The sequence below is a fragment of the Geothrix sp. 21YS21S-2 genome (genome assembly GCF_030846775.1).
Taxonomy (GTDB): Bacteria; Acidobacteriota; Holophagae; order Holophagales; family Holophagaceae; genus Mesoterricola.
Genome location: NZ_CP132910.1, coordinates 4,880,640 through 4,893,005, shown reverse-complemented (window position 1 = coordinate 4,893,005; position 12,366 = coordinate 4,880,640). Strand labels below are relative to the sequence as shown.

General features: G+C 70.9%; 9 protein-coding genes. 6 read left to right on the top strand and 3 right to left on the bottom strand.

From position 1 onward, the window contains the following. Positions 1 to 57 precede the first annotated feature (57 nt). Positions 58 to 1,377 (top strand): DUF4010 domain-containing protein, encoded by a 1,320-nt coding sequence (locus tag RAH40_RS21435; protein WP_306599672.1) that lies wholly within the window; start codon positions 58 to 60, stop codon positions 1,375 to 1,377. A 12-nt stretch (positions 1,378 to 1,389) separates the two neighbouring features. Next, positions 1,390 to 2,976 carry a methyl-accepting chemotaxis protein gene (locus RAH40_RS21430; RefSeq protein ID WP_306599671.1) on the top strand — a complete coding sequence of 529 codons (1,587 nt, stop codon included), beginning with the start codon at positions 1,390 to 1,392 and terminating at the stop codon, positions 2,974 to 2,976. A gap of 270 nt (positions 2,977 to 3,246) precedes the next feature. Here RAH40_RS21430 and uvrC read toward each other — a convergent pair whose 3' ends face one another. Further along, entirely contained in the window at positions 3,247 to 5,070 is a 1,824-nt protein-coding gene (uvrC, locus tag RAH40_RS21425) for an excinuclease ABC subunit UvrC (RefSeq protein WP_306599670.1), read from the bottom strand. A 48-nt stretch (positions 5,071 to 5,118) separates the two neighbouring features. On the opposite strand from uvrC, the gene RAH40_RS21420 reads away from it, so the two are divergent. The 4 genes from RAH40_RS21420 to gatC all read left to right on the top strand — a co-directional run bounded on the left by RAH40_RS21420 (position 5,119) and on the right by gatC (position 7,726). After that, positions 5,119 to 5,478, top strand: a complete 360-nt coding sequence (locus RAH40_RS21420; RefSeq protein ID WP_306599669.1) for a YraN family protein — start codon at positions 5,119 to 5,121, stop codon at positions 5,476 to 5,478. An 80-nt stretch (positions 5,479 to 5,558) separates the two neighbouring features. Next, positions 5,559 to 6,389 carry a hypothetical protein gene (locus RAH40_RS21415; protein ID WP_306599668.1) on the top strand — a complete coding sequence of 277 codons (831 nt, stop codon included), beginning with the start codon at positions 5,559 to 5,561 and terminating at the stop codon, positions 6,387 to 6,389. A 33-nt stretch (positions 6,390 to 6,422) separates the two neighbouring features. Beyond that, the gene (gene tsaD, locus RAH40_RS21410; protein ID WP_306599667.1) at positions 6,423 to 7,445 is read left to right on the top strand and encodes a tRNA (adenosine(37)-N6)-threonylcarbamoyltransferase complex transferase subunit TsaD; all 1,023 of its coding nucleotides are present in this window, start codon (positions 6,423 to 6,425) and stop codon (positions 7,443 to 7,445) included. 2 nt (positions 7,446 to 7,447) lie between these two features. Then, complete coding sequence (gene gatC / locus RAH40_RS21405; protein WP_306599666.1) at positions 7,448 to 7,726, top strand: Asp-tRNA(Asn)/Glu-tRNA(Gln) amidotransferase subunit GatC; 279 nt, start codon at positions 7,448 to 7,450, stop codon at positions 7,724 to 7,726. A gap of 3 nt (positions 7,727 to 7,729) precedes the next feature. On the opposite strand, the gene RAH40_RS21400 is transcribed toward gatC, so the two are convergent. Together RAH40_RS21400 and RAH40_RS21395 are read right to left on the bottom strand one after the other, a co-directional pair. Continuing rightward, positions 7,730 to 11,611, bottom strand: a complete 3,882-nt coding sequence (locus RAH40_RS21400; protein WP_306599665.1) for a PAS domain S-box protein — start codon at positions 11,609 to 11,611, stop codon at positions 7,730 to 7,732. A gap of 123 nt (positions 11,612 to 11,734) precedes the next feature. Then, on the bottom strand, positions 11,735 to 12,340 hold the full coding sequence (locus RAH40_RS21395; RefSeq protein WP_306599664.1) for a hypothetical protein: 606 nt from the start codon (positions 12,338 to 12,340) through the stop codon (positions 11,735 to 11,737). Between the last annotated feature and the right edge of the window lie 26 nt (positions 12,341 to 12,366).

Genomic DNA, 12,366 nt, shown 5'->3' with positions numbered 1-12,366 from the left:
GGGGCGCGGGGGGGAGACCCTCCGCGCCCCGTCACGTACCGCCGCAAGGAGTCGCCCATGATCCCCCCCCTCGTAGCCTCGTTCCTGCTCACCCTCGCCGCCAGCTTCCTCATCGGGATCGGGCTGCGGGACTACTACGAGGGCGAGAACAAGTTCGACACCTTCGGCACCGTGCGCACCTTCGTGTTCTTCGGCATGCTGGGCTTCCTCCTCTACCAGATGCCCACCGTCGGCCCCTACGTCTTCATCATGGGCCTGGCCGCCATCGTTCCGTTCCTCCTGGTCTACTACAACAACAAGGTCCGCCAGAAGAAGAGCCCCGGCCTGATCGGGGTGCTCATCGCCCTGCTCACCTACACCCTGGGTCCCATCACGCTCCTCCAGCCCCACTGGTACGTGGTGCTGATCGCCGTGTCCATCCTGTTCGTGCTTCACTCCAAGGGCCGGATCCGGAAGTTCACGGACCGCCTGGAGACCGGAGAAGTGGTCACGGCCTGCAAGTTCCTGGCCATCGCCGGCGTCGTGCTGCCGCTGATCCCCGCCGTGGTGCCCCCCACGGGCTACCTGGGCCGGCTCTTCGCGGTGCTGCCGCTCACGCCCCGGCAGGTGTGGATGGCCGTGGTGGTCACCACCACCATCTCCTACCTGGGCTACGTGCTGCAGACCTACCTCTATCCCCGCAGGGGGCTGCTCCTCACGGGCCTGCTGGGCGGCGTGTATTCCAGCACCGTGGCCGTCCTGGTGCTCGCCAAGCGCTCCAGGCAGCACCCGGGCCGGGACCATCAGGCCGCCGCGGCGATCCTCGTGGCGGTGGCGATGATGTACCTGCGGGTCCTGGTCCTGGTGGCCATCTTCCGCACACGGGACGCCATCCGCGTGGCCCCGGCCCTGTTGATCCTGGCCCTGCTGTCGGCCGGGTACGGCCTCTGGCTCAACCGGGACGTGCGCCCGGAGGCCCCGCCCAAGGCCGCCGAGGACGGCACGGAGGCCGCCCCCGCCGTGGAATCCGGCGAGGAGGCTCTCCACCGGAATCCCCTGGAGATCAATTCCGCGCTCTTTTTCGCCTTCATGTTCGTGACGGTCTCCTTCGCCACCAAGTACGCCCTGATCCTTTTCAAGGAGATGGGCCTTCGCGCCATGTCCTTCATCGTGGGCTGCTCGGACATCACGCCCTTCGTGGTCACCGTCCTGCAGGGCAACCTGGGCATCGGCAGCGGGCAGATCCTCCAGGCCATCATCATCGCCACCGCCAGCAACAACCTGTTGAAGGTCTTCTACACGTATCTCTTCGGCACCCGGCGCACCGCCAACCTCGCGGCCTCGGGCATGGCGGGGCTCATCGTCCTCTCCCTTGCCTATGCGCTCCTAGGTCTTTGATCCGGAGGCACCATGGCATTCCTGCGATCCCTCAACCTCCGCGGCCAGTTCCTGTTCCTGCTGGGCACCCAGCTGGCGCTCCTGGCCCTGGTGGCCGTGCTGGGCGCCGCCAGCCTCGAGCGGCTGCGCACGGACCAGGTGGCCCTGGGATCCGGGCTCCCCAAGAGTTCCGTGGCCGCGCGGGTCCTCCACGACTCAGACGTGCTCAGGGTGATCCACGTCTCCCTGGTCGGCGCGGCCCGGAACGCGGACTATCTGGAGAACCGGGTCAAGCGCCTCAAGGAGGTGGAGGCCGATCTCGCCAGGTCCCTGGCCGAGATGGACGCCCTCCCATGGACGGGCCAGGACCGGGAGGACGCCGCCAGGATCACCGCCGGCATGCGGAAGTACATGGAGTCGTTTCCCCCGGTGCTGGAAAGGGCCCGCAAGGCCACCCTCGACGAGCTCCCCACCCTCATCGAGGCCAACACCACCTACCGGAGGGAGGGCTACAACCTCCTCCTCAAGCTCATCGCTCGCCTCCAGACCGACGGCGAGGACCTGGTGCGCAGGGACCTCGCGGGGAGCCGGACCGGTCAGTACCTGATCCTGGCCGGCCTCACCGCCGCCCTCGCCCTGGGCCTCACCTTCACCCGGGTGCTCGGGAACGCCGTTCGCAGGCAGGCCGCGGGCCTGCTCACCGCCATGGAGGCCCTGAGGACCGGGAACCTCGCCACCCGCTGCCCGGAGCCCGGAGGGGGCGAACTGGGGGATACCGGCCGCGCGCTGAACGCCGTCATCGACGACCTCGGGGAGCACATCCGCACGATCTCCGAAGTGAGCCACCGCGTGGCCTCCTCCGCCATGGAGCTGAGCGCCACCGTTTCCGAGGTCAAGGGCGCCACGGACGAGATCGGCGTCTCGTCCAACGAACAGAGGTCGATCATGGAGGCGGGCACCGGCCTGGTCCAGGACATGCGGGCCCTCACCGGCGCCGTCCAGACCGGCACCGCCCGGCTCCAGAACCTGGCCTCGGCCTCGGAGACCGCCGCCGACACGGCCCGAGGCAGCGCCGCGGACTCGGACCGCGCCATGGGGGGCATCCTCGAAAGTTCCCGCAACGTGGGCCGGATCACCACGGTCATCGCCGACATCGCCCGCCAGACCAACCTCCTGAGCCTCAACGCCGCCATCGAGGCCGCCAAGGCCGGCGCCCAGGGCAAGGGCTTCGCCGTCGTCGCCGAGGAGGTGCGCAAGCTCGCCGAGCGCAGCGCCGTGGCCGCCAAGGAGATCACCGCCCTGGTGGCCGAGAGCTCCCAGCGCGTGGACGAGGGCATCCAGGCCGTGGGCCAGGTCAACGAGGGCCTCGGCCGCATCCAGGGCCACATCCAGGAGAACGGCGGCCAGGTGCGGGACATCGCCGCCGCCATGGACCGCCAGGCCACCTCCTCCGAGCGCCTCCTGGACCACCTGGGCTCCATCGGCGCCCTCACCGAGCGCCACGGCTCCGCCACGACGCAGCTGGTGGCCACCATGGGCGAGACCGCGAAGACCGTGGAGGAGCTGGCGGCGCTGGCCTCGGAGCTGCGGCGGCTGACGGAACGGTTCCAGCTGGCGTGATCCTCGTTTGACCGGGTGGGCCGGGCCTTCGGATGATTGCCTCTACCCACCACGCATTGAACCTAGGCTGTGAATTCCATTGAAAAAAATCATCGCCGAGGACGCCGGGGAGCCGAGGTACGCCGAGAGGAAGGTCCATTTCCCTCGGCGAACCTCGGCACCCCGGCGTCCTCGGCGATGGGCATTTTCTTGCCCGACCACAGGTTCTTGCCATTGCGTGATGGGTCGGCGCATTCATCCGAAGGGCCGGCCCACCCACTCACACTAGACCTACGGTTCCTTTGCCGGCACCGCCCGCCACGCCATCACCTTGTTTGCCGCCGCCCGCCCCGCCTTCTCCACCAGGGCCGCCTCCTCCGCCTCGCGAACCGCGGTCACGCTCCCGAAGGCCTGCAGCAGCTTCTTCGCGGTGGCGGCGCCCACGCCGGGGATGGTGGTCAGTTCCGTCTGGATCGTGCGCTTGGCGCGCAGGGCGCGGTGGTAGGTGATGGCGAAGCGGTGGGCCTCGTCGCGGATGCGCTGGAGGAGCTGGAGGACGGGGCTGGTCCTGGGGATGCGCAGGGGCTCGGAGCTGCCGGGGCGGTACACCAGCTCCTCCTTCTTGGCCAGGGAGGCGCGCTCCAGCTGGTCCAGGCCCAGGGCCGAAAGGGCGCTCTCGGCGGCGTGGAGCTGGCCCAGGCCGCCGTCGATGAGGACGAGGTCGGGGAGGTCCTTTCCTTCGGCCTTCAGGCGCTGGTAGCGGCGGCCCACCACCTCGGCCATGTTGGCGAAGTCGTCGTTCTGCTCATTGCTGACCTTGAAGCGGCGGTAGTTCTTGCGGTCGGGCACGCCGTCGGTGAAGACGACGCAGGACGCCACCACTTCGCGGCCCTGCCCGTGGCTGATGTCGAAGCACTCCATGCGCCTGGGCAGGTGGGCCAGGCCCAGGAAGGCCTGCAGGCCCTCCAGCACGGCCTGGTTGAGCCGCGCGGGCTCGAACTTGCGCTCCAGGGCCAGGCGGGCGTTTTCCTGGGCCATGGTCAGGAGGTCCACCTTCTCGCCCCGCTGGGGGACGGCCAGGTGCGGCTTGGCGCCGCGCATGGTGCCCAGCCATTCGCGCAGCAGCTCGGCGTCCTCGGGCTCCACTTCCACCAGGATCCGCGCGGGCACCGGCTCCTCGGTGTAGATGCGCTTGAGCACCTCGGCCAGGACCTGGCCGTCGAAGGCCTCCACGTCCTCCAGCACGTACTCCCGGCGGCCAACCATGCGCCCCTCCCGCATCTCCAGGCGGTGCACGCAGGCCCTGCCGTCCAGCACGGCGCTGCCGAAGTAGTCGGTGTCCTCCTGGTCCACGGTGGCCGCCTTCTGGCGGTTGAACCAGGCGTCCACCTGGTTCAGCGTGTCCCGGTAGTTCGCGGCCTGCTCGAAGGCGCTGTGCTCCGCAGCCCGCCACATGGCCGCCTCCAGGCGGCCCTTGAGCTCGTCCCGCTTGCCCTCCAGGAACAGGCGCGCCTCCTTGGCCTGCTCGCGGTAGGCCTCCTGGGTCACGGCGGCGATGCAGGGGGCGGTGCAGCGGTGCAGCTGGTACTTCATGCAGGCCCGGCCCCGCTTGCCGTCGATGTCGATGTCGCAGTCCCGGATCTGGAAGAAGCGGTAGGCCAGCTCCGCGGTGCGGTAGGCGGTGGACGCCGGGAAGAAGGGGCCGAAGTAGAGCGAGCCGTCCTTCTTCACCTTCCGCGTGACGAACACCTGGGGGAAGGGGTCCTTCCAGGTGAGCTTCACGTAGGGGTAGCTCTTGTCGTCCCGGAGCATGATGTTGTAGGGCGGGCGGTGCTCCCGGATGAGGTTGTTCTCCAGGACCAGGGCCTCCAGCTCCGTCTCGCAGACGATGAACTCCAGGTCCCAGATGCGGCTCACCAGGCGCCGGGTCTTGGCGTCCAGGTGCTTGGCCTGGAAGTAGCTCTTCACGCGGTTGCGGAGGACCTTGGCCTTGCCCACGTAGAGGAGGTTGGCCTCCTTGTCCCGGTAGAGGTAGACGCCGGGGCGCGTGGGCAGGTCCGCCAGCTTGCGCTGGAGAAAGGGGCTGCGGTCGGCGTTCGAGCGGGTGCTGGCCATGGGGAATTCTAGCGGGAACCCCGGCGCCGCGCGGAGCACAGCTCCCCCATGGACGCTTCCCGGGGCCGCGCCGCCCAGCGGTACGGGCGCTGGTGCGAACGCGGCACCCTCTGGCTCCTGTGGCTTCGGGGCTGGGACCCCGTGGCCCGGAACCTGAAGGCCGGCAGGTTCGAGATGGACCTCCTGGTGGCCCGGGCCGACGAATTGCGCCTGGTGGAAGTGAAGGCCCGCGCCCCGGGGGCCTGGGTGGGGGGGGACGCGGCCCTCACCTTCGCCCAGCGCCTCCGCCTCCAGAAGGCCCTCCGGGGCTTCCTGGAGCAGGTGCCCTGGCCCTTCCGGGTGACGTTCCAGCGGGTGAGCTGGTCGGGGTGGCGGTGGCGCTTCCACCCGCCGGAGCGGTGGCGATAAGAAACCTTCATAATCATCCCCGCACCTGAGGATGCACGCGACATTCCGTCATGTGCTTGAAAAACATAGGATTTGAACAAATGACAGGCCGTTCGTTCCTCACGTACCGCAACCTGGGGTTCATCTCCCTGGTCCTGGGCGCCCTCAGCCACGCCCAGGCCCAGGACTCCACCTTCGCCGCCCTGATCAACCAGACCGACCGGAACTTCCACGTCGAACTTGCCGGGTTCGGGCACTTCCAGCATGATCCCTCCACCCAGCAACCGGTCAAGGCCATCCGGAGGGACAGCGCCGAAATGATCGGCCGCAAGGCCAGGACCCCGGCTCCGGTCCTGTACCTGGGCGCAGGGGTTCCAAACGTCAAGAGCACGGTCCTGGGCCCCGGCGAGGCCATCGAATTCACGGGCCGGGCCGGGTTCGACACCATGCAGACGGTGGGCCTGGCCGTCACGGAGGCGTCCGCGGGATCCACCGCGGGGCCGGGAGCCGTGGGGACGTTCGTCTACTGGACCTGGGAAACCGAGGTCCTGCCGCACGGCATGGTGGCCTCCGGCGGCGCCAGGGGAACCAACCCCGGGGGACCGGCGACCTTCTCCTTCGTGAACTACAGCGACGGCCGGATGGTCGGCATCGTATCGGGGCCCCCCAAGCCGGCGGGGCACGGGGTCGGGGTGCCCGAAACCAAGGACCTCCTGCCCGAACCCCAGGGCCTCCTGCCCGAGCCCCAGGGCCACGCGGAACGCAACCTCCCCTTGGGGATGGTGATGGTCCTCCATGGGAAGAACGGGGACCCCGGTTCCTCCACCTCCTCGACCTCGACCTCGACTTCGACCACGACCTCCTCTTCCTCCTCCAGTTCCACCTCCTCGACGTCCCAGCCCAACCCTGGCGTCCCCCCGGGCGGGTTTTGAGGATCCCGGGTCCGATTCCGGTACAATCTCGGGATGCTGGTACTCGGACTCGAATCCTCCTGTGACGACTGCTCCGCGGCCGTGGTGCGAGAAACGCCGGAGGGCCCCGTCCTCCTGGCCATGACCCGCAAGAGCCAGGACGAGCTCCACGGCCCCTACGGGGGCGTGGTGCCCGAACTGGCGGCGCGGGAGCACCTCCTGCAGCTGCGGGGGGTGATCGCGGGGTGCCTGGACAAGGCGGGTCTGCCGCTTTCGGCCATGGACCGTATCGCGGTGACCCAGGGGCCGGGTCTCGTGGGGTCCCTGCTCACCACCTTCTCGGCCAGCAAGGCCATGGCCTGGCGGGAGGGCATCCCCTGGGTGGGGGTGCACCACCTCCTGGGCCACCTGAACGCGGCGCGCTTCGCCGTGCCGGACCTGCCCTTCCCCGCCCTGGCGCTCCTGGTGTCCGGCGGGCACACCCACCTCTACCTCGCCCGGGACTGGTCCCACCTGGAGCTCCTCCAGAAGACCCGCGACGACGCGGCGGGGGAGGCCTTCGACAAGACCGCGCGCATGCTGAACCTGGGCTACCCGGGCGGGCCCATCGTGGACACCTGCGCGAAGACCGCCGACCGCGCCGCGGCCCCCTTCACTCCGCCCAAGTTCCGGGACGGCAAGGCCGGCTGGAGCTTCTCCGGCCTCAAGACCGCCGTGAAGATCCGCATCCACGGCGAAGCGGGCCTGGACGCCGCGGGCGTGGACGACCCCCGGGTGCGGGCCCTGTGCCGCACCCTCCAGGAGACCGTGGCGGCCTGGCTCCTGAAGCCCATCCCCGCCTTCCGGGACGAGACCGGGGCCCGCGCCCTCATCGTCTCCGGAGGCGTGGCCTGCAATTCGGAACTCCGGTCCCAGGCCAAGGTCCTGGCGGAAAGGCTGGGCCTGGTGCTGGCCATTCCGGAACCGAGGTTCTGCACGGACAACGGCGCCATGATCGCCGCGGCCGGCGCGATCCTGGAGCCCGCGGCGGACCCCTGGCCCTTCAACGCCGACCCCAACCTGCCGCTGGGGGCCTAGCCATGGAGGTCACCCGCGAGGACGTGCTCCGCTGCGCCGCCCTGACCCGCCTCAGCCTCCGGGAGGAGGAGATCGAGCCGCTGCGCAGGGACATGGCCCAGTTGCTGAGCCACGCCCAGAGCCTGGACGCCCTGGACCTGGACGGGGTGGAGCCCGCCAGCCTGGACCGGCCCCTGCCCCGCCGGGAGGACGTCCCCAGGGAGGGCTTCACCCAGGCCGAGGCGCTGGCCAACGCGCCGGAGTCCTACCGCGGGCTGTTCGTGGTGCCGCGGGTCCTCTGACGGTCACCAGGCGTCGAGGAGGGCCTTGAACTCCGAGAGGCTGAAAGGCTTGCGCAGGCTGCGCACCCCGGGGCGGCCCTCGGCGAGCCGGGCCACGTCCTGGTCGCTGTAGCCGCTGGCCATGACCACCCGCTGGCCGGGGCGCAGCGCCAGGATCCTGGGCAGGGTCTCGGCGCCGGTGAGGCCGGGCATGTTCATGTCCAGGATCACCAGGTCCACCTCCAGGCCCTGTTCCAGCAGGGTCAGCGCCTCCTGGCCGCCGGGGGCCAGGCGCACCTGGTGCCCGAGCACTTCCAGCATGGGTCCCACGGCCTCCCGGATCAGCTCGTCGTCGTCCACCAGGAGGATGGACAGGGGCCGGCCCCCCTTCGGCGCGGCGGCGGCCTGGACCGATTCCGGAAGCGCCTCCAGGATCCTGGAGGCCGGGAACCGGAGCGTGGCCACCGTCCCCAGCCCGGGGCCGCTCCTCAGCTCCAGGGCGCCTCCATGGGCCTTCATGGTGCCGAAGACCATGCTGAGCCCCAGGCCGGTGCCCTTGCCCAGGGGCTTGGTGGTGAAGAAGGGCTCCATGGCTTTCTGAAGGACCTCGGGGGCCATGCCCTCGCCGGTGTCCTCCACGGCGAGGCTCACGCCGCCGCCCGGCTCCCGCCGCGTGCGCAGGGTGAGCGTCCCGCCGCGCTCCATGGCGTCCACGGCGTTGACGCAGAGGTTCATGACGGCGTGGCTGAGGGCGCCGGCGTCCCCCATCACGGCCGGCAGGCCCTCCTCCAGGGCCATGACCGGCTTGACCCGCTTGAGCGTCGTGTGGGCCAGCAGCTGGGTGAGATCGGCCACCAGGGCGTTGAGGTCCAGGGGGCGCTCCTCCTCCAGGCCCTTGCGGGCGAAATAGAGGAGGCTCTTGATGACCCCCCGCCCCCGCAGGCAGGCGGTGACGATGGTGGTCAGGGCGCGGGCCAGGGCCGGGGGCAGCCCGCCGTCCTCGCGGTGGGCCGAGGCCAGGCTGAGGATGGCCCCCAGCACGTTGTTGAGGTCGTGGGCGACGCCGCCGGCAAGGCTCCCCAGGCTTTCCATCTTCTGGCTCTGCTGCAGCTGGGCCTCAAGGCGCTTCTGTTCCTCCGCGGCCAGGCGCTGCTGGGTGATCTCCACGCCGAAGGAGATGGTTCCCGTGATGCGTCCGCCCCTGCGCACCTCGCTGTTCTGCCAGCTGATGACCTTCTCCGTGCCGTCCTTGGCGAGGATGGTGTTCTCGAAGTGCCGGGGTACGCCCCCCCCGGCCAGGAGGTCCCTGAAGACGTCCCACACCTCGGGATACCGCTCCCTGGGCACGAGAACCTCGAACCAGTTGCGGCCCAGCAGCTCCTCCCGGGTGTACCCGGTGATGGCGGTGGCGGCCTCGTTGAGCACCACGACGCGGCCCGTCTCGTCCAGGCACACGACGATGGCGCTGGCGGTCTGGATGAGGTTCTCCGCGAATTCCTCCGCGGTGCGCAGCTGCTCCTCGGCCCGTGCGCGGCGGGCCTCCTCGTCCAGCTTGTCCAGGGCGAAGGCCAGGTCCAGGGCCGTCTCTTCGAGCAGTTCCACCTCCCCGGCCCCGAAGAAGCCCCGGTCCGTGGCCACGACGCCCAGGATGTGGGTGACCACGCCGGCCTGGGCGATGGGGAAGGCCGCGGCGGAGTCCGCCTCGTCCTCCAGGATGCTGGGCCGGCCCTCCCGGACCACCTCGGCCAGGGCGTCCCGCCCTCCTTCCCGCCTGAACCGGCCCAGGCCGGTCTCCCTTCCGCTCCGGCCCGCCACCGTCACTTCGCCCGTGGCGCGGTCCACGACGCCGATCCAGGCGGTGCCCATGCGGCCGAATTCCACCAGGACCGAGCACACGCGCTGGAACAGCCCGGCCCGGTCCCGGGTCCACACCACGGCCTGGCCCACCTGGCCCAGGGCGGCGTACAGCTGGGTGAGGTGGCGGATCTCCCGGGCCTGGGCGTGGCGCTCGGAGATGTCCCGGAGGAAGGAGAGCACGTAGGTTCCGCCGCCCTGGGAGACGACGCGGCTGCTGATCTCCACGGGAAACACCGTGCCGTCCTTGCGCCGGTGCCAGGTCTCCCAGACGCCGGAGCCTTCGGCCTTCAGCCACTCCCACTTGGACTGGAAACCCGCCGCGGCCTCCGGGGCCCTCAGGTCCGCGGCGTTCCGGCCCAGCAGCTCCTCCGCCGTGCAGCCGTAGCTGGCCTGGGCGCGCTCGTTGGCCTCCAGGATCCGCCCATCCGGGTCCAGCAGCAGGATGAGGTCGTTGGCCTCGCGCATCAGGACCTTGGATCGCTCGGCCAGGGCCTTGCGCTCCCGCTCCATGGCCAGCTGCTCCCGGATGCGGATGCCCCCCTGGCGCCGCACCAGGAAGCCCGTGGCCATGGCCAGCAGCAGGACGCTGCCCAGCGTCCCCATGGCCGTGCCCCAGAACCGGGGCCGCAGCTGCTCGACGAGGTCGGCCTCCCGGATCCGCACGGCCAGGGACCAGGGCGCCCGGCGCAGGGGCCTAACCGCGCCGAAGGCCCGGTTGCGCAGGCTCCCGGCGCCGACCGGGAAGTCCTGCCTGCTTCCCCTGGAGGCCGCCTCCAGGAACACGCCCAGCGCGTCGGCGGGAACCGAACCCAGGAGCCCCCTGCCGGGTTCCACCAGGAACGCCTCGCCCCGGGGCCCCATGACCGGCCACTGCGCCAGGAACGGCCCGAAGAATTGCCCGGCGCCCATGGCCAGGTTCACGGCCCCGGCCGGGGTGCCGCCGGCGTCCAGCACCGGGATCCAGAGGCCGAAGCGCCACTCGCCGCCGCCTTCGTCCTGGTGCAGGTCCTCCAGGCACACTTCGCCGGTGTCCAGGGCCTTCTGCAGCGTGCCGGGCGCCGGCCGGAACGGACCGTCCCCGGTCACCACGCGCCCCGCGGGATCGCACAGCGCCACGCAGCGGTAGCCGCACTGCGCGCGCAGGGTGGCCATCCAGGTCCGGATGGCGCCGTCCCCGGGCCCGGGGCCCCGCTGGAGCCTCTGGGCCAGGCTCTCCTGGAGGATGCCGCCCTTCCGGATCACCTCCGCGTCCGCGAGGCGCTCCTCCATCCAGCGGTCCAGGGCCGCGGCCTTCAGGTCCGCCGCCGCCGCCAGCTGGTCCTTGGCGGAGCGCCGGTGGGCCGTCACCTGCCCCCGCATCCACAGGGCCCCCCCCGCCCCGCCCAGGCTGGCCAGGACCATGAAGCTCAGCACGGGCAGGCGCTTCAGCCAGAGGCTGGTGGAGGCGGCCAGTTCCACCCGGTCCAGGTGGAAGAGGGTCATGGGGAAGGTGTCGTTCCCGGCCAGGGCCAGGAGGGCGTGGCCGAGGAAGAAGAGCGTGAGCGCCGCGGGCAGGGAGGTGGCCGAAGCCTCCGTCTCGAACAGCAGCGGCATCCCCGCGGCATAGCCGAACAGGAGCAGGGACCCCGCCACCAGGGGCACCAGGGCCGCCAGGGCCGCTGCCTGCCGGTGCCTCCAGCGCGCGGACCGGTGGCCTGCGGCCGCCGCCAGCGAGAAGCACGCGGCAAGGTACCCGATCCGGGCCAGGAGGGTGTTGCCGGGCGCGCGAAGGACGAGGACGCCGTAGAGGAGCGGCGCCCCCACCGCCAGGCCCGCCGCGATCATGAGCCCGCGCAGGATCAGCCGGCGGCGCCCGCTGCCGGCAAGGAACACGCCGCCGCCAATGAGCGCCGCGAGCCACCCGGCGGCGGGGGCCATCGGACGCAGGTCCCGGCCGAAGCCGGCCAGGGCGGGAAGCCCGGCATAGTGCCCCGCCAGGGACGCCAGCGCGGTGAGGAGGCAGAGGGAGGCCCAGAACCCGACCTTGTACCTTGAAAGGATTCCGAACACCGCAACTCCATTAAATCCACATAATACATTTTACAGGCAGAGCTGCGGGGTTGTTGAGATTTCGTACAAACCGGGGACGAGCGCCTTCGCAGACGCCTGCCCGTACGAACCCTTGCTATGGGTTCAGAAGTCGCTCCCGCCGGAGTCCCCGCCGCCCGAATCGCCCCAGTCGCCGCCGGAATCCGAGGAGCCGCCCGAGTCGCCCCAGTCGCCCCCCGAGGAGGAGGAACCCCCCGAATCGCCCCAGTCGCCGCCCGAGGAGGAGCCGCCGTCCCCGCTCCAGCCGTCCCGGTCGCGGTCGTGGTGGCCGCCGCCCATCATGCTGCCGATCATCATCCCGGTGAGCAGGCCGCCCATGCCGCCGCCGCCCTGGTTGGGGTAGTAGCCCGGCTGGCCCGGCGCCAGGCCCTGGGGCGCGTCCAGGCCCAGCCGCTGGCGGGCGCCGGGGGGCAGCTCCTCGTCCTTGAGCTCCTGCACGCCGGCGGTGCCTCCGCAGTAGCCGCAGGTCCAGGTCACCTTGCGCAGGCCGTCGTAATGCTGCTTCATCTTGTCGCCCGCGGCGCCGCAGGTGGGGCACTTGGGGTAGGGATTGGCGAAGGTGAAGCCCTCCACGGGCCCGGAGCCCATGGGGCGGTGCGCCGCGCCCAGCTGCTCCTGGCGGTCGCGCCGGCCGCGCATCACGAGCCACACGACGATGCCGATGACCAGGAGCATTACGAAACAGCCCATCCCCCCCCCGCCGGACGATTCGTCCC

Excerpts from the sequence above, each read along its gene's own strand:
- RAH40_RS21395 (WP_306599664.1), bottom strand. The coding sequence starts at position 12,340 with ATGGGCTGTTTCGTAATGCTCCTGGTCATCGGCATCGTCGTGTGGCTC.
- gatC (WP_306599666.1), top strand. The coding sequence starts at position 7,448 with ATGGAGGTCACCCGCGAGGACGTGCTCCGCTGCGCCGCCCTGACCCGC.
- uvrC (WP_306599670.1), bottom strand. The coding sequence starts at position 5,070 with ATGGCCAGCACCCGCTCGAACGCCGACCGCAGCCCCTTTCTCCAGCGC.
- RAH40_RS21415 (WP_306599668.1), top strand. The coding sequence starts at position 5,559 with ATGACAGGCCGTTCGTTCCTCACGTACCGCAACCTGGGGTTCATCTCC.
- RAH40_RS21430 (WP_306599671.1), top strand. The coding sequence starts at position 1,390 with ATGGCATTCCTGCGATCCCTCAACCTCCGCGGCCAGTTCCTGTTCCTG.
- RAH40_RS21420 (WP_306599669.1), top strand. The coding sequence starts at position 5,119 with ATGGACGCTTCCCGGGGCCGCGCCGCCCAGCGGTACGGGCGCTGGTGC.
- tsaD (WP_306599667.1), top strand. The coding sequence starts at position 6,423 with ATGCTGGTACTCGGACTCGAATCCTCCTGTGACGACTGCTCCGCGGCC.
- RAH40_RS21435 (WP_306599672.1), top strand. The coding sequence starts at position 58 with ATGATCCCCCCCCTCGTAGCCTCGTTCCTGCTCACCCTCGCCGCCAGC.